18 protein-coding genes are annotated in these 15,760 nt (G+C 67.3%); 7 read left to right on the forward strand and 11 right to left on the reverse strand.

Annotated features, from left to right (window positions below; genetic code table 11):
- Positions 1 to 2: 2 nt before the first annotated feature.
- From ACSSV8_RS11890 to phnG, 7 genes are read right to left on the reverse strand one after another with little or no spacing between them, the layout of a single operon-like run.
- Entirely contained in the window at positions 3 to 959 is a 957-nt protein-coding gene (locus ACSSV8_RS11890; RefSeq protein ID WP_454282570.1) for a magnesium transporter CorA family protein, read from the reverse strand.
- A 31-nt stretch (positions 960 to 990) separates the two neighbouring features.
- Positions 991 to 1,761: a phosphonate C-P lyase system protein PhnK gene (gene phnK / locus ACSSV8_RS11895; protein WP_454282571.1), complete on the reverse strand. Its 771-nt coding sequence runs from the start codon at positions 1,759 to 1,761 to the stop codon at positions 991 to 993.
- Positions 1,758 to 2,630, reverse strand: a complete 873-nt coding sequence (locus ACSSV8_RS11900; RefSeq protein WP_454282572.1) for an alpha-D-ribose 1-methylphosphonate 5-phosphate C-P-lyase PhnJ — start codon at positions 2,628 to 2,630, stop codon at positions 1,758 to 1,760. The genes phnK and ACSSV8_RS11900 overlap by 4 nt, the downstream gene beginning before the upstream one ends.
- Positions 2,627 to 3,256, reverse strand: a complete 630-nt coding sequence (locus ACSSV8_RS11905) for an HAD family hydrolase (protein ID WP_454282573.1) — start codon at positions 3,254 to 3,256, stop codon at positions 2,627 to 2,629. The genes ACSSV8_RS11900 and ACSSV8_RS11905 overlap by 4 nt, the downstream gene beginning before the upstream one ends.
- Positions 3,253 to 4,335, reverse strand: coding sequence for a carbon-phosphorus lyase complex subunit PhnI (locus ACSSV8_RS11910; protein WP_454282574.1), 1,083 nt, complete (start codon positions 4,333 to 4,335; stop codon positions 3,253 to 3,255). The genes ACSSV8_RS11905 and ACSSV8_RS11910 overlap by 4 nt, the downstream gene beginning before the upstream one ends.
- Positions 4,335 to 4,904, reverse strand: coding sequence for a phosphonate C-P lyase system protein PhnH (gene phnH / locus ACSSV8_RS11915; protein ID WP_354537798.1), 570 nt, complete (start codon positions 4,902 to 4,904; stop codon positions 4,335 to 4,337). Before phnH ends, ACSSV8_RS11910 begins: the two co-directional genes overlap by 1 nt.
- Complete coding sequence (gene phnG, locus ACSSV8_RS11920; protein ID WP_454282575.1) at positions 4,904 to 5,347, reverse strand: phosphonate C-P lyase system protein PhnG; 444 nt, start codon at positions 5,345 to 5,347, stop codon at positions 4,904 to 4,906. Before phnG ends, phnH begins: the two co-directional genes overlap by 1 nt.
- A 102-nt stretch (positions 5,348 to 5,449) precedes the next feature.
- Between phnG and phnF the strand changes: the two genes are divergently transcribed.
- Complete coding sequence (gene phnF, locus ACSSV8_RS11925; RefSeq protein WP_454282576.1) at positions 5,450 to 6,160, forward strand: phosphonate metabolism transcriptional regulator PhnF; 711 nt, start codon at positions 5,450 to 5,452, stop codon at positions 6,158 to 6,160.
- A 114-nt stretch (positions 6,161 to 6,274) separates the two neighbouring features.
- On the opposite strand, the gene ACSSV8_RS11930 is transcribed toward phnF, so the two are convergent.
- The 3 genes from ACSSV8_RS11930 to ACSSV8_RS11940 form a co-directional block, all read right to left on the reverse strand.
- Positions 6,275 to 6,889: a chloramphenicol acetyltransferase gene (locus ACSSV8_RS11930; protein WP_454282577.1), complete on the reverse strand. Its 615-nt coding sequence runs from the start codon at positions 6,887 to 6,889 to the stop codon at positions 6,275 to 6,277.
- A gap of 245 nt (positions 6,890 to 7,134) precedes the next feature.
- Positions 7,135 to 7,782 (reverse strand): ChrR family anti-sigma-E factor, encoded by a 648-nt coding sequence (locus ACSSV8_RS11935; protein WP_454282578.1) that lies wholly within the window; start codon positions 7,780 to 7,782, stop codon positions 7,135 to 7,137.
- 7 nt (positions 7,783 to 7,789) lie between these two features.
- The gene (locus tag ACSSV8_RS11940; protein WP_454282579.1) at positions 7,790 to 8,371 is read right to left on the reverse strand and encodes a sigma-70 family RNA polymerase sigma factor; all 582 of its coding nucleotides are present in this window, start codon (positions 8,369 to 8,371) and stop codon (positions 7,790 to 7,792) included.
- 197 nt (positions 8,372 to 8,568) lie between these two features.
- Between ACSSV8_RS11940 and ACSSV8_RS11945 the strand changes: the two genes are divergently transcribed.
- The 6 genes from ACSSV8_RS11945 (at position 8,569) to ACSSV8_RS11970 (ending at position 13,515) form a co-directional block, all read left to right on the forward strand.
- Positions 8,569 to 9,846 (forward strand): NAD(P)/FAD-dependent oxidoreductase, encoded by a 1,278-nt coding sequence (locus ACSSV8_RS11945; RefSeq protein WP_454282580.1) that lies wholly within the window; start codon positions 8,569 to 8,571, stop codon positions 9,844 to 9,846.
- Entirely contained in the window at positions 9,843 to 10,598 is a 756-nt protein-coding gene (locus tag ACSSV8_RS11950) for a DUF1365 domain-containing protein (protein WP_454282581.1), read from the forward strand. The genes ACSSV8_RS11945 and ACSSV8_RS11950 overlap by 4 nt, the downstream gene beginning before the upstream one ends.
- Positions 10,595 to 11,830, forward strand: coding sequence for an MFS transporter (locus ACSSV8_RS11955; protein ID WP_454282582.1), 1,236 nt, complete (start codon positions 10,595 to 10,597; stop codon positions 11,828 to 11,830). The genes ACSSV8_RS11950 and ACSSV8_RS11955 overlap by 4 nt, the downstream gene beginning before the upstream one ends.
- 2 nt (positions 11,831 to 11,832) lie before the next feature.
- Positions 11,833 to 12,393, forward strand: coding sequence for a DUF3833 domain-containing protein (locus ACSSV8_RS11960; RefSeq protein WP_454282583.1), 561 nt, complete (start codon positions 11,833 to 11,835; stop codon positions 12,391 to 12,393).
- Positions 12,390 to 13,124 (forward strand): SDR family NAD(P)-dependent oxidoreductase, encoded by a 735-nt coding sequence (locus ACSSV8_RS11965; protein ID WP_454282584.1) that lies wholly within the window; start codon positions 12,390 to 12,392, stop codon positions 13,122 to 13,124. Before ACSSV8_RS11960 ends, ACSSV8_RS11965 begins: the two co-directional genes overlap by 4 nt.
- A gap of 64 nt (positions 13,125 to 13,188) precedes the next feature.
- A complete protein-coding gene (locus ACSSV8_RS11970) occupies positions 13,189 to 13,515 on the forward strand; it encodes a DUF3775 domain-containing protein (RefSeq protein WP_354537809.1) in 327 nt (108 codons plus the stop codon).
- A gap of 13 nt (positions 13,516 to 13,528) precedes the next feature.
- On the opposite strand, the gene selD is transcribed toward ACSSV8_RS11970, so the two are convergent.
- Complete coding sequence (selD, locus tag ACSSV8_RS11975; protein WP_454282585.1) at positions 13,529 to 15,703, reverse strand: selenide, water dikinase SelD; 2,175 nt, start codon at positions 15,701 to 15,703, stop codon at positions 13,529 to 13,531.
- Positions 15,704 to 15,760 lie beyond the last annotated feature (57 nt).

Here is a 15,760-nt window from a genome sequence, read left to right on the forward strand (position 1 = left end):
TTTCAGAGCCATCCACGCCTGCGGAAAAACCACAAGGGCACCGCCGCCGAGAGCACCATCAGCCCCAAAGCCATCGGATAGCCGAGGGTCCATTCCAGTTCGGGCATATGGACAAAGTTCATGCCATAACTCGACGCCACCAGCGTCGGCGGCAGGAACGCTACCGCCACGACCGAGAAAATCTTGATGATCGCGTTCTGCTCGATATTGATCATCCCCAGCGTGGCATCGAGCAAAAGTGCCGTCTTCTGTTGCAGATAGCTTGCGTGTTCCGCGATCGTGTGCGCGTCGCGGTAATGGGTCTTGAGCATCGCCCGCAGCACCTTGCCCGAGCGCAGCTTGTCAAAGACCGGTGCGAGAAAGCCCAGCAAGCGCTCCAGCGTCATCAGGCTCTCTCGGAGCTGCATCACGCGGGTATCAGTTGCCCCGATTTCACGGAGCGCCGCACGGTGATCCTCGGTGCTCAGCTTCTTGGCTCCGAACAGGCGGCGCGAGATGGTGTCGATCTCGCGCCCGGTCTGTTCGATGATATCCGCCAGCCGGTCGATGATCTCTTCCAAGAGCCCCACCAGCACCGCCTCGGCACTGGCACAGCCGAGCGAGGCCTTGTCGGCGCGACCGGGAAAGGTCGTGAACGGGCGCGGCGCATGGTGGCGGATGGTGATCAACTGCGCGGGCCGCAGCACGAAGGTAACCGGCCCCACCTGCATCGCCTCGCTGCCCGCCTGCGACGGCAAAAGCGCCGTCATCACCGGCACCCCGTCTTCGAGATAGAGCCGCGAGGATTGCTCGATCTCCTCCTGATCGGCGCGCGTCGGCAGGTCAACCCCGCTGCGCCCGGAGACAAGCGCAAGCTCGTCCGCATCGGGCTGATAAAGGTCGATCCAGATCGGCGCGGTCGCATCGCCATTGTCAAGAGCGCGTAGCCCCTCGCCCTCGCGCGCATAGGCAGTGATCATCGGTGCTCTCCTTTTGTCAATGCCACCATGCTTATACCTGCAAGACCGAACTGACGAGAAGCTGCGTATACCCGTGCTGCGGATCGTCGAGCACCTGATCGGTCAGCCCGGCCTCGATCACGCGGCCATCCTTCATCACCATGAGCCGGTCCGCCAGAAGCCGCACCACTGCCAGGTCATGGGTGACGATGACGGCCGAAAGCCCCATCTCGCGCACCAGCCCGCGCAAGAGATCGAGAAGCCGCGCCTGCACGCTGACATCAAGGCCGCCGGTCGGCTCGTCCATGAACACAAGGCGCGGACCGGTCACAAGATTGCGCGCGATCTGAAGCCGCTGCTGCATCCCGCCGGAAAAGGCCGTGGGGCGGTCATCGACCCGGTCGGCGGAAATCTCGACCCGGCCCATCCAGTCGATCGCCCGTTCGCGGATATCGCCATAATGCCGCGCCCCCACGGCCATCAGCCGCTCGCCCACATTGCCCCCCGCCGAGACCCCCATGCGCAGCCCGTCGCGCGGGTTCTGATGCACCAGCGCCCAGTCGGTGCGCATCAGCATCCGCCGCTCGGGCTCCGACATCGCGCGCGTGTCCACCGGTCCGCGGTCGCGCGTGTCATAGATCACCGCGCCCCGATCGGGCGCCATCTGCCCCGAGAGGCACGCGAGCAACGTCGATTTGCCCGACCCGCTCTCGCCCACGATCCCCATCACCTCCCCGGGCCAGAGATCGAAACTCACCCCCTCGCAGCCCCGGCGGGACCCGTAGAACTTCGCCACCTCGCGCACCTGCAAGAGCGGGGTCATGCGCCAGCCTCCTCAAAGGGCGCACCCTCGGCCCCGATATGCCCCGCCGCACGCCGCGCCCGGCAATGATCGGTGTCGGAGCAGACGAACATCCGCCCGCCCGCATCATCGACGATCACCTCGTCGAGATAGCTCGTCTCGGACCCGCAGAGCGCGCAGGGCGCATCGGCCTTGCTCGCCTCGAACGGATGATCCTCGAAATCGAGGCTGACAACTTTCGTATAGGGCGGCAGCGCATAGATCCGCTGCTCGCGCCCGGCCCCGAAAAGCTGGATCGCGGGGCAATCCGACAGTTTGGGATTGTCGAATTTCGGAATCGGCGACGGATCCATCACATAGCGCCCCTCGACCTTCACCGGATAGGCGTAGGCGGTCGAAATCGCGCCGTGGCGGCTGATATCCTCGTAAAGCTTGACATGCATGAGGCCATATTCTTCGAGGCTGTGCATCTTGCGCGTCTCGGTCTCGCGCGGCTCCAGAAATCGCAGCGGCTCGGGGATCGGCACCTGATAGACCAGCACCTGATCCTCGGTGAGCGGCGTCTCGGGTATCCGGTGGCGGGTCTGGATAAGGCTCGCGCGCGCCGTCTCCTCGGTCACGGCCACGCCTGCCGTCTTCTCGAAAAACTTTCGGATCGACACCGCGTTGGTGGTGTCATCCGCGCCCTGGTCGATCACCTTCAGCCGGTCCTCGGGCACCAGACACGCCGCCGTCACCTGCACGCCGCCGGTGCCCCAGCCATAGGGCATCGGCATCTCGCGGCTGGCAAAGGGCACCTGATAGCCGGGAATGGCCAGCGCCTTGAGGATCGCGCGCCGGATCATCCGCTTGGTCTGCTCGTCGAGATAGGCGAAATTGTAGTCGCTCACAGCAATCCCCTTTCGCGCAATGCCGCGCGCAACCCGTCCGGCCCATCGAAGAGATGCGCCTGCCAGCCCGCCGCCCGCGCCCCCGCCACGTTCTCCGCACTGTCATCGGTAAAAAAACACGCCTCCGGCCTCACGCCCGCCCGCGCGCACAGAAGATCGAAAATCGCCCGCTCGGGCTTCACCATGCCCTCATGGCCCGACACCACGATCCCCTCGAATACCGCGCCGAGCTGAGGATGCAGCCGCAGCGCCTCGGGCCATGTATCGGCCGAGAAATTCGTCAGTGCCCAGAGGCGCACCCCCCGCGCGCGCAGTGCCGCGATGATTTCCCATGTCCCGTTGATAGGTGTGCGGATGGTCTCGCCAAACCGGTCGAAATAGCCCGCCATCACCCCGGCATGTTGCGGCCAGCGCGCGGCAATCGCGTCCACCGCATCCAAACGGGCACGCCCCCGGTCATTGGCATAATTCCAGTCGTAAAACCCCACCGCGTCAAACAGCGCGTCGATTTCGGCGTCGCTGCCGACTGCATGACGAAACGCCGCCCTTGGATCCCAGCGGATCAGCACGTTGCCGATGTCAAAAACAACCACCGCCCCCGGCTTCATCCTTCCACAAATACTCATTCTGCCTCCCGTCCGTCACCGGCCTCGCGGCGCAGCTTGCGGATCAATTCAAGCTCGCTCTGGAAATCGACGTAATGCGGCAGCTTGATATGTTCGAGAAACCCGGTGGCCTGGATATTGTCGCAATGCATCAGCACGAATTCCTCGTCCTGCGCCGGTGCGCCCTGATCCTCCTCGCCCAGATCCTTCCAGCGTAGTGCGCGATCCACCAGCGCCATGGCGATGGCCTTGCGCTCGGTCTGCCCGAAGACAAGGCCATACCCACGGGTGAATTGCGGCGGCTCGGATTTCGAGCCGGTGAACTGGTTGACGGTCTCGCATTCGGTCAGCACCACCTCGCCCAGCTCGATGGCGAAGCCAAGCTCGGGGATCTCCATCTCGACCGCCACCGCGCCGATGCGCAACTCAGCCACAAAGGCGTGGTTGCGCGCATAGCCGCGCTGCGTCGAATAGGCGAGGCCCAGCAGGAACCCCTCGTCGCCCCGCGCCAGCGCCTGCAAGCGCAGAGCGCGGTTGGCGGGCAGGTCCATGGGTTGTCGGGTCAGGTCGGGCGGCACATCCTCGACGGGCGGCTCGCCCTGGATAAGCCCCTCACGCCCGAGAAATCCCGCCACATGCTGCACATCGCCCGCCCGCGCCGGGGCCTCGGGCGCAGGCAGCGGTTCCGTGCCCTCGGCGGCCAGCGCGAAATCCAGCAGCCGGTGCGTGTAGTCAAACGTGGGGCCAAGCACCTGCCCGCCCGGCGCATCCTTGAAGGTTGCCGAAATGCGCCGCTCGCAGCGCATCGCGCCAGTGTCGACCGGTCGGGACGCACCGAAGCGCGGCAGCGTGGTGCGATAGGCCCGGATCAGAAACACCGCCTCGATCAGATCGCCGCGCGCCTGCTTGATCGCCAGAGCGGCCAGGTCCGGATCATAAAGCGAGCCCTCGGCCATCACCCGGTTGACCGCCAGGGCCATCTGCTCGCGGATCTGCGCCACGCTCAGCTCGGGCACGTCCCGCGCACCGCGCCGCTCTTCGGCAAGCCAGTCATGCGCCGCCTCGATGGCCCGCTCACCGCCCTTGACCGCGACATACATCAGCCTGCCTCCACGCGCGTGCTGCGCGGCAGCGCGGCCAGCCGCTCGCCACAACAAAAGATGAAATCGAGCCCCAGAGGAAAGCGCGCTGCATTCGCCTGAAATGCCGCAACCTCGGGCAGGGACAGCGCCGACACCCCGTCGATCCCCGGCCCGGAAAGCTGTGCGCCCGCCGCCTCCAGCCGCGCCAGCTCGACGATGAGGGTGGCCGAGCGGTCGGGGTATTCCGACGTGCCCATGGCATAGCCGTCGAGCGGCATCAGCGCCTGCCACTCGCCAAAGGCAAAGACCGCCGCCTGCCGCCCGACCACCGGCGCACCGGTATGGAACGCGAGCCAGCCGCGCACGGCGGCGCAGTCGAGCGCCCCCGCCAGACAGACCGGCGTATCGGGATCGCACAGCGTGAGCGCCACCACCCCCGCCGCCACGGACATCGGCGCGGGCGGTGCGGCACCCGCCAGGCGCTCGATGCGACCGGGCCGCGCCATCGCCTGCATCACCGCGCGAAACGCCCGCGCCCCATCGGTCGAGGGGTCGGAAAACCCGCCTGACAGTGCCGCTGCCTGCATCAATCCTCTCCCCGCACCATGGTGAAGAATTCCACCTTCGTCGCCGCCGCCTTGCGGGCGCGCGCGGCACGTCGTGCCGCCTCGGCCTCGGCCAGCGGGGCAAGCACCCCGGCGCGGACCTCGTCGGCACGCGCGCCCTGCATCAGCGCATCGACCAGTGCGGCGTCGCGCGCATGCCCCTTGTCGCGCCCCTGCACATGGCCGTGTCCTGTCGTGCCGCAGCCCAACCGCAACGCACAGCGCGTCACCGTCATCTCGCCAAGGTTGAACGGTGCGCCCGTGGCCCCGGTGCGGCCGCGCACCATCACGGTGCCGGTTTCGGGCGGGCGCAGCCAGTGGTGATCGGGCAGGTCGCCGATACCCGCCACCAGCCGCGCGACATCCCCGGCCCGCGCGCGCGCCAGCAATCCCATCCATCCGGCCCGGTCCAGGTTTTTGGTCACGTAGACACCTTGTCGATTTGTCGGAGTTACTATACAACTAGACAAATCAATACCCGATCCGATCCTGCCCGACAAGCCATCCCAAGGTGAAACTTCTGTGACATGACCCCCGATCCGCTCTGGCGCACCATTCACGACAGCCTGCGCGGCGACATCGCCGCCGGGCGCTATCGCCCCGGCGACAAACTGCCGACCGAGGCTGCGCTTGCCGCGCGCTTTGCCGTCAACCGCCACACCGTACGCCGCGCGCTCGGGGCGCTGGCCGAGGCGGGGACGATCCATACGCGGCGCGGGGCCGGGGCCTTTGTCTCGCATCGTCCGACCGATTACCCCTTGGGCAAGCGCGTGCGCTTTCACCAGAACCTGCGCGCAGCCGGTCGTGCGCCCGCCCGCGAAATCCTAGCTATCGAGACCCGCAGCGTCGCACCGACCGAGGCCGAGGCGCTGCACCTTGCCCCCGGCGCGCCGGTTCATGTCTATGACGGGCTTTCGCTGGCCGACGGGATGCCGCTCTCGCTCTTCCAGAGTCTCTTTCCGGCTGATCGGTTTCCCAGCCTGCCCGAGGCGCTGAGGCGGCACCGCTCGATCACCGCTGCCCTCGTCGAGTGCGGCCTGCCGGACTATACCCGCGCCTCGACCCGCCTGACTGCGAAACTCGCCACACAAAGTCAGGCGCGCCACCTTCAGATCGCTCCCGGCGCGCCGATCCTGCGCACCACGACGATCAACGTGGATGGGGATGGCGTGCCGGTCGAATACGGTCGCGCGTGGTTCGCCGGAGAGCGGATCACCTTCACCCTCGACGCGGAATAATCACGGCAGCGTCACCTGCCCGTTACAGAACCGGCCTATCGGACGGGCATTGCCAGTCCCAATTCCAAGTGTGTTTTGAGAACCAACCGGGGCGGCCTTCGGGCCGTCCCTTTTTCATGCATGTTTCTCGATGAACTCGGCCGCCGACAGCGCGCGGAAATCGTCAAGACTCTCCCGCAGCCGCGCATGATCCCAGTCCCACCATGCCAGCGCCATCATCCGTTCCGCCAGATCGGGGGACAGCCGCGCGCGCAAGGGTCGCGCGGGCACGCCTGCCACGATCATGTAAGGGGCCACGTCGTGCGTCACCACCGACCCCGCCGCGATCACCGCGCCATGGCCCACCGTCACCTCGGGTTTGACCTGCGCGTTGTGCCCGATCCAGGTGTCATGCCCGATCCGCGCCACGCGGGTGCGCCGTCGAGCGAACCAGTCGGTATCGTCTGGCGCATCCTCCCAGTAACTCGCCGAGCGGTAGAGGAAATGATGCAGCGAAGCGCGGTCAAGTGGATGATCCGTCGCCCCCACGCGCACGAAACTGGCGATATTGGCGAATTTGCCGATCTCGGCATTGGCCAGGTCACAGACCCGGTCGCAATAGGAATAATCCCCCATCGCCACATGCGCGAGACGGCTGCCGCGCCCGATCTCGGTGAAGGCGCCAAACTCGCAATCGGTGATCTCGCAATCGGGGTGGATCACCGCCCCGTCAGCCCGCAATTCCGCCATCCGGCACCCCCGATCATGAAGCAGACGAAACCGCTGCGCCTTGGATAGACTAACAGGCTTTCATGACATGCCAACTACGATGGCACCGTCTTGGCTGCGCCGACCGGTTGAGACCGCCGACTGTCTCCGGGTCAATCGGTTGTGCCATGGACATGATCGCATGGCGCGGTTTCCGGTCGCGCTTCAGAACGCCGACAACAATCTCGCAGTGCCGCCGGTCATGACCAGACGGGCGTGCCCGCCCCTCAAATCCGCAGGAAAGGTTGTGCAAGCCGCGGCATCAGCGCGCGGAACCGCAGCGGCGCATCGGTCGCCGCAAGGCAGATGCAATCGTCCCCGATATCGGCCACCGGCATGTGATCCATCGCTTCATTCGCCACCTCGATATCGCCGGGGCCAAAGCGCGCGGTCTCGTCAACGAACGCGCCCCGAAGCACCAGCGTCAGTTCGGTGCCCCGGTGGCCGTGATCGGGCACCGCAGCCCCGGCGGGAATATAGAGAAGCCGCGCGGTGGCGTCTTTCGCCGTGGGCAGGATCGCCTGTTTGACGCCCATGCCGATGGGTCGCCAGCGCACCGATTGGAGATCGCCGCCCACGTAATCGCGCAGCGGCGCGGGCAGCAGGCCGGATTTTCTCGGCGCGGGGCGCTCGCGCTCCGTCCCGGCACCCGCCCGGATACGCGTCATGGTAGCGGCAAGGCTGTCCTCGGCCATCGGGGTCGCCACTTCCTCCAGCAGCGAACCACCAACGGTGTCAAAGGCCCCTAGCCGCGCGCGACATTCGTCGCACATGGAAATATGCGTGGCCACGGTCAGGCTGAACGCCTCGGGGAGCGACCCGGCGGAATAGGCCATCAGGAGCGCGTCGGTAAGGTGATGCTTGATCTGGGTCATGGGGACTTCACTTCATTGCGTGGCGCAGCCTGTCGAGCGCCAGTCTGATTCGGGATTTGATCGTGCCGAGCGGCAGGCCGGTCTGTTCGGCAATCTCGGAATGGCTGAGATCGCTGAAATAGGCCTTTTCGATCAGCGCGCGCTGTTTCTCGGGCAGGGTGGCCAGCGCACGGCCAAGCTGTTCGCTTTCCTGTTGCAGGGCCAGCACATCGGCCTGATCGGGCTCGGGTTCGGGCCCCCAGGACAGGTCTTCGGGCTCGGGACGCCTGGCGCGGCGCAGCACGTCGATGCGGCGGTTGCGTGCAATGGTGAAGATCCACGTCGCCACCGAGGCGCGCGCGGGATCGAACAGGTGCGCCTTGCGCCAGAGCGTCGCCATCACGTCTTGCGCCACTTCCTCGGCCAGCGCGGCATCGGCCCCAGAGCGCATCAGGAACCCTTTCACGCGCGGCGCGAAATGCGAAAACAGGCGGGCAAAGGCCGCCTCGTCGCCCGCGTCGCGTATGAGGGCCATGCACGCCACCCAATCCTCATTCTGGTTGTTCGCGTCCGTCGATGCCACGTCGGTTTCCGTCACTCTCTTCTTCATGCACCGAGGCTTAACACGCGCTGCCGTGGCGAGCGAGGGCACAGGTGCGGCTTGCGCCGATGTGGCATCCATCAACATAATCCTGTTACGTGGACAAAATGCCCCCGGATCACTTTGCGCGCAGGGGTGATCATTCTAATCCGCAAACGCACCTTCCGCGTAATGATCGCAACAACAACATCAGCAGGTTCCCGCCCATGACCCCCAGAAAGATTGCCGTGATCGGTGCCGGTATCAGCGGCATGGGCGCCGCCGAACGGTTGGCCGGACGTCATCATGTCACGCTTTTCGAGGCCGAGCCGCGTCTTGGCGGGCATGCGCGCACGGTGATGGCGGGCAAGCGCGGCGATCAGCCGGTCGATACCGGGTTCATCGTGTTCAACTACGCCACCTATCCCAATCTGACCGCGATGTTCGAGCGGCTCGGCGTGCCGGTGGTGCCCAGCAACATGAGTTTCGGCGCATCGTTCCGGGATGGCGCGTTCGAGTATGGTCTGCAGGGCGCGCGCTCTTACTTTGCGCAACCCGCGCGCGCGCTCGACCCCCGGCACTTGCTGATGCTGCGCGATATCTTCCGCTTCAACGCAGGTGCCCTTGCCGCGTCGGAGGAGGCGGGGCTGAGCATCGGCGGGTTGATCCGGAAGATGCGCCTTGGCCGCTGGTTCCGCGACTATTACCTCGCGCCGTTCTCCGGGGCGATTTGGTCCACGCCGGTGGAGAGGATCCTCGATTTCCCGGCGCAAGCGCTGGTGCAGTTCTTCAAGAATCACGGGCTTTTGGGCTATGACGAGCAGCATCAGTGGTTCACCGTCGAAGGCGGCTCGCGCGCCTATGTCGCGCGGCTTGAGGCGTCGATGCGCCGCGCGGGCGTGGCGTTTCGCCTCGGCGCACCGGTCGCGGGCATCCTCCGCCGCGCTGACGCGGTAGAGGTGCGCGCCGAGGGTGGCGAGTGGGAGCGTTTCGACGAGGTGATCCTCGCCGCCCATTCCGATGACAGCCTGAGGATGCTGTCGGATGCCGACGAGACCGAGCGCGCCGATCTGGGGGCCATCGCCTATCAGCCCAATGACATCACGCTCCATGCCGATGCCTCGCTCATGCCGCGCCGCCGTGCTGTCTGGTCATCGTGGAACTATACCGAGGCGCGGGTCAAGCGCGCGGGCCAGATCGACCTCACCTACTGGATGAACAGCCTTCAGCCGATCCCCGAAAGCGATCCGCATTTCGTGACCCTCAACACCACCCGCCCGATCCGTGAGGAGCTGATTTACGATCAGGTCACGCTCCGCCACCCGGTCTACGATCTGGCGGCGATGGCCGCGCAGGATCGGGTGCGCGCGGGCAACGGGCGGCGGCGCACGTGGTTTTGCGGCGCGTGGCTGCGGCACGGGTTTCACGAGGACGGGCTGTGGAGCGGGCTGGAGGTCGCGGACGCTATCCTTGCGCGCGACACGCGGTCTGTGGCCGCCGAATGAACGAGGTCGCCCATATCGCGGGCCAGACATGGCACGGGCGCAAGGGCGCGGTCGAGAACGCTTTTCGCTACGGCGTGGATTACGTCCTGCTCGATGCCGAGGCCACGCCGAGCGCGCCGCGTCTGTTCGGGCGCAACCGCGCGGGGCTGATGTCCTTGCACGACAGCGACCATGGCGGCGAACCGGGCAAGGGGAGGGGCGCGCTCTGGGTGCGCGAGGTGCTGGCCGCCCATGGCCTGCCCGCGCCCGCACGGATCGAGTTGCTGGCGCAGCCGCGCGTTCTGGGCCATGTCTTCAACCCGGTCTCGTTCTGGATCTGTCGTGATGAGGCGGGCACGGTGCCCGTGATCATCGCCGAGGTCACGAATACCTATGGCGACCGCCATTCCTATCTGTGCCACCGCGACGATCACGCGCCGATCATGGCCACGGACCGGCTCCACGCGCGCAAATGCTTTCACGTCTCGCCGTTTCAGCCGGTGGAGGGGCAGTATGAATTCCGCTTCGATCTGCGCCCCGACCGTATCGGCATCTGGATCGACCTGACGGCGGGCAATGGCGGGGTGGTGGCGACGCTGACCGGGCCGGTAACACCCTTGCGCCTGTCGGGGATCATGGGCGCGGCGCTGCGGCGCCCCTTCGGCTCGCGCCGGGTGCTGGCGCTCATTCATTGGCAGGCGCTGCGGCTCTGGTGGAAGGGCGGGCGGTTTCGCGCGCGCCCCGCGCCGCCCAAGGATGAGGTCAGCCGATGAGCACCATTGCCCTTGGCGCGACGACGGCTCCGCGCCTGCCCGCCTACGCGCTTTTCGCCGCGATGCTCGCCGCCGCCGGGCTGCCGCTCTATATCCACGCGCCCAAGGTGTATGCCGATGCGCATGGTGTGTCGCTCGCCGCGCTGGGCACGGCGCTGTTCGTGCTGCGCCTCATCGACGTGGTGCAGGACCCGGCGCTTGGCTGGCTTGCCGCGCGGCTGAGCGCGGTGCGCGGGCTGGCCGTCAGCGTGGCGGTGGTGCTTATCGCGGGCGGGATGCTGGGACTGTTCGCCGTCACCCCGCCGATTGCGCCGCTCTGGTGGTTCGCGCTGATGCTGTCCGTCGTGTTCACCGCCTTCAGCTTCCTGACCATCTGCTTTTACGCCGAAGGCGTCGCGGCGGCGGATCGCCTGCCCGAGGCGGGGCATCTGCGCCTTGCCCGCTGGCGCGAGACCGGCGCGCTTCTGGGCATCTGTGCGGCGGCGGTGGCCCCGCTGGCGCTTGGCGGTTATGTGGGCTTTGCGGTTGCCTTTGCGGCGCTGGCCCTTGTCGCCTGGCTCGCCATGACGGGCGAGTGGCAGGGCGTGCGCGTTGCTGCCACGGGCTTTGGGCCGGTCTTGCGCGACGCGCAGGCCCGCAGGCTGTTGCTGATCGCGCTCGTGAATGCTGCGCCCGTGGCGATCACCTCGACGCTGTTTCTCTTCTTCGTCGAGAGCCGCCTTGACGCGCCGGGATGGGAGGGGGCCTATCTGCTCCTCTTCTTCCTCTGCGCAGCCCTCGCCGCCCCGCTCTGGGGCGCGCTGGCCGAACGCTATGGCGCGAAGCGGATGCTGCTTGCCGCCATGCTCCTGTCCATCGCGGCGTTTGGCTGGGCGGTGACGATCGGGGCAGGCGACACGCTGGCCTTTGCGCTCATCTGCGTGATCTCGGGGGCGGCGACGGGGGCGGACATGACGCTTTTGCCCGCGCTTTTCGCGCGGCGCATGGCCGAGGTGGCCCCCGGCGCGGCCGAAGGGTTCAGCCTCTGGGCCTTCGTGTCGAAATTCACGCTGGCACTGGCGGCGGTGGCGGTGCTGCCCACGCTCGAAGCGGGCGGGTTCCGGGCCGGCACACAGAATGACGAGGCGGCCTTGCGATTGCTGGCGATGCTCTATGGCGGGGTGCCCTGCCTGCTCAAACTTGGCGCGGTCGCCCTTTTGGCGCGCATGGATCTGGATGAAAGGAGGCGATGAAGATGGAGGCTGTCCTGTGGATGCTCTTTGGTGCGCTGGTGATGCTGGGGCTTGTGCTGCTGCGCGCGCGCCTCGCCGGGTTCGCCGCGCAACGCCCCGAGGATTATGCCGGGGCCGGACCCCGGCTCGACCTGCGCGAACACCTGACGGGCCCGATCAAATGCGAAGGCGTGATCTACGGCCCGCTTGGCCGGGTCGCCTCGCGGTTCGATGCGGATTTCGAGGCGGAATGGCACGGCAATCGCGGCGTGATGCGCGAGCATTTCCGCTATGACAGCGGGCGCAAGCAGGACCGTGAATGGCAGTTGACGCTGGGCAATGACGGCTCGATCCGCGCGGAGGCCGTGGATCTGGTGGGCACGGGCACGGGCCACCAGTCCGGGGCGGCGGCGCGCCTGCATTACCGCATCCGCCTGCCGCGCGAGGCGGGGGGGCATGTGCTCTCGGTCACCGACTGGATGTATCTCACCCCCGGCGGCGTGATCGTCAACCGCAGCCAGTTCCGCAAGTTCGGGATCAAGGTGGCCGAGCTTGTCGCCACCATGCGTCGGGTCGAGGCATGAGCGGCTGGGTTGGCAAACGCTACTGGCTGGTCGGCGCGACCGAGGGGCTGGGCGCCGCACTTGCGCAAAAGATCAGCGCCGCCGGGGCCGAGGTGATCGTGTCGGGGCGCAATGCCGCGCGCTGCGCCGAGGTGGCCGAGGGCCTGCCAGGGCGGGCGCAGGGGCTGCCCGTCGATGTGCAGGACAGCGCCGCCGTATCGCAGGCAGCGGCAAGCCTTGGACAGATCGACGGGGTGGTGTTCCTGGCCGGGGTCTACTGGCCGATGCCCGCGCAGGAGCTGAAGCCCGAGCAGTTCATAGCCATGGCGGACGTGAATTTCACCGGGGCTGCCCGGGTCATCGGCGCGGTGCTGCCCGCCATGGTGGCGCGCGATGCGGGCCATATCGTGCTGACCGGATCGCTTGCCGGGTTCCGCGGGCTGCCGGGGGCGATGGGCTATGCCGCCTCCAAGGCCGGGGTGATGAGCCTTGCCGAGAGCCTGCGCGCCGATCTGTGGCGCACGGGCGTGCGGGTGCAACTGGCCAATCCCGGCTTCATCAAGACGCGGCTCACCGACAAGAACGCCTTTGCCATGCCGTTCCTGATGACGCCCGACGAGGCCGCGCAACAGATGTTCGAACTCATGTGCGACGACTCGGCGTTTCAGCGCAGTTTTCCGCGCCTCTTTTCCTATGTTTTCCGGCTCTCGCGTTTCCTGCCGGATTGGGCCTACTACCGATTATTTGCGTGAGATCAAGGAAAGGGTCTCGGCGCGCGGTCAAAGCTGTGGCACCATGCGCCAAGGGAGGCCCGCCATGCTTGACATCACCGTTCACAAGATTGCGCATGTCGTCCTGATGGCGCGCGAGCTTGACCGCGCCGAGGGAGAATTGCGCGCCTTCATCGACCGCTTGACCGAGGAGGAGCAGGCCAGCCTTGTCGCCGTCATGTGGATCGGGCGCGGCAGCTTCGAGGCCGAAGAGATCGAAGAGGCCAAGCGCACCGCCTATGAGGAGGCGACAACGCCTTGTGCCGATTACCTCATCGGCACCCCGCACCTGTCGGACCATCTTGAAAACGGGCTCGATGCGCTTGGGCTGTCGGCGCAGGATGACGAGGATGAGTTGATCCGGGGCGGATGACCCGCGCCCTATCTCAGGACTTGCATGAAATGGCGACAGGCCCTGCGGTGACATGGCCGATGCGCGCGGCGCCGTGCCCGGCCTTGCGCAGGCGCGCAAGGATCGCATCGGCATCCTCGGCCTCGACAGCGGCAAGCAGCCCGCCCGCCGTCTGCGGATCGTGCAACAGGTCGCGCCGCGCGCCTGTGCCGCCCTCGACGGGGGCTGCGGCCATGTTCGCCGCCCAGATGGTCGACCGCACGCCCGCCTCCGCCAGCGCCAGGGCCCCCGGATAGACCGGCACCGCCGCCAGATCGACCTCGGCCCCGACGCCAGAGGCGCGGCAGATCGCCATCAGGTGCCCGGCAAGGCCAAAGCCGGTCACATCCGTCATCGCCCGCGCGCCGGCCAGAATCTCCGCCGCATCCCCCTGCGGCACCTGCAGGATCCCGAGCAGGGCCGCGATATCGCGCCCTGATGCCTGACCGCGCATTTCGGCGGCCAGAAGCACGCCGGACCCGATGGGCCGCGTCAGGATCAGCGCGTCACCGGGCCGTGCGCCCGCCATCGTGACTGCGTCGCGTTCCAGAAGTCCGGTCAGCGTGAAGCCGATGCTTGCCTCTGCGCCCATGATGGAATGCCCGCCCACGATCCCGGCCCCCGCTGCGCGCAGGGCGTCCCCCGCCTGCGCCATGATTTCGGTCATGCTGCGCGCCTGCAACGCCTCGGACATGCGCGGCAACGTGACGGACACAAGCGCCACCTGCGGCTTGGCCCCCATCGCCCAGATATCGCCAAGCGCGTGCAGCGCGGCGATCCGGGCCATCACGCCGGGATCCTCGGTAAAGCCGCGCAGGTGATCCGTGGTCAGCACCTGTCGCACGCCCCCCACCGTGATCACAGCCGCATCGTCGCCCGGCCCGGTCAGCACGTCGGGGCGCGCGTCGGGCGGCTCTGCTGCGAGCACCGTTGCCAATACGCCCGGTGCCACCTTGGCCCCGCACCCGCCGCAAAGCGGCTCGGGCCCCATATCGCCCAAGGCCCGCACACGCGGCCCCTCGACAGAGGCCATAGCGGGCATTTCCTTGAATTGCGCCATGAACTTGCGGTCGATCCGATCCTTCAGCCGCCAGAGCAAAGGCCCGCCAAAGGCCATGCCCATCTTCTCGGCCAAGGCGGACCTTTCCCCCAATGAGATGAGCTTGAGATAATCGCGCTGCGGATGAAACGGCCGCATCCTGCCGCCGCTCAGCACCGCGCGCAGATTGTCGCGCAACACCGGGGCGGCGCGCACCGCGTAAACCCCGGCCTTGGGGCGCGGCGCATGGGTCAGATGCGCGCAATCGCCCGCGGCAAAGAGCGCCTCCTGCCCCTCGACCCGCAAATCGGCACCCACGCGCAAGAACCCGTCCGCCGTGACCGGCAATCCCGTCCCGGCCAGCCAGCCATGGGCGCGCGCCCCCGCCGCCCCCGCGACAAAGCCCGCCGCAATCTCCTGGCCATCGCCGAGGGCCACGCCCGTGGCCGTCACCTCCGACACCGCGACGCCCGTCACGATCCGCACCCCCGCCGCCGCACAGGCGCGCATCAGGCGCGGTCGGATCACCGGTGCATCCGGCGCAATCACCGCCTCCCGTTCAAGAAGCGTGACCTCTGCCTGCCCCGTGACACGCTTCAAACGAAAGGCCATCGCCATCGCAAGTTCGATCCCGGCAATGCCGCCGCCGATCACCGCCGCCTGCGGGGCGGCCCCTTGGGCCACCCGGCCCAGAAACGCCTCCCACGCCCCGGCAAAGGGGCCAAGCGGCTTGGCGGCAACCCCATGCTCGGAAAACCCCGGCACCCGTGGCATCGCCGAATGGATTCCCACATCGACCGAGGCCACGTCATAGCCGATCTCGCCGCGCCGCCCCGCGACCGTCACCCGGCCCGTGATCGCATCAATCCCTGTGACCGCTCCGACAATCAGCCGCGCGCCGGCAAACCGCGCCAGCCGCACCAGATCAATCTCCAGTTCCTCGCGCCGGTAATGCCCCGCCACCAACCCCGGCAACATGCCGGTATAGGGGGCAACCGGGTTGGGGTCGATCACCGTCAGCCGCGCGCCGGGCAGCGGGTCCATGCCCCACATCCGCAGCACGAGCGCATGGGCATGGCCCCCGCCGATCAGCACGAGATCGCGCGACAGGGGGACGGGGCTGTGTTTCATGCGGGGTGTATCCTGACCATGCGGCGCGGTCTACGACACATCCCGCCGTGCGGAAAG

It is taken from the genome of Roseovarius sp. MBR-79 (assembly GCF_053628555.1).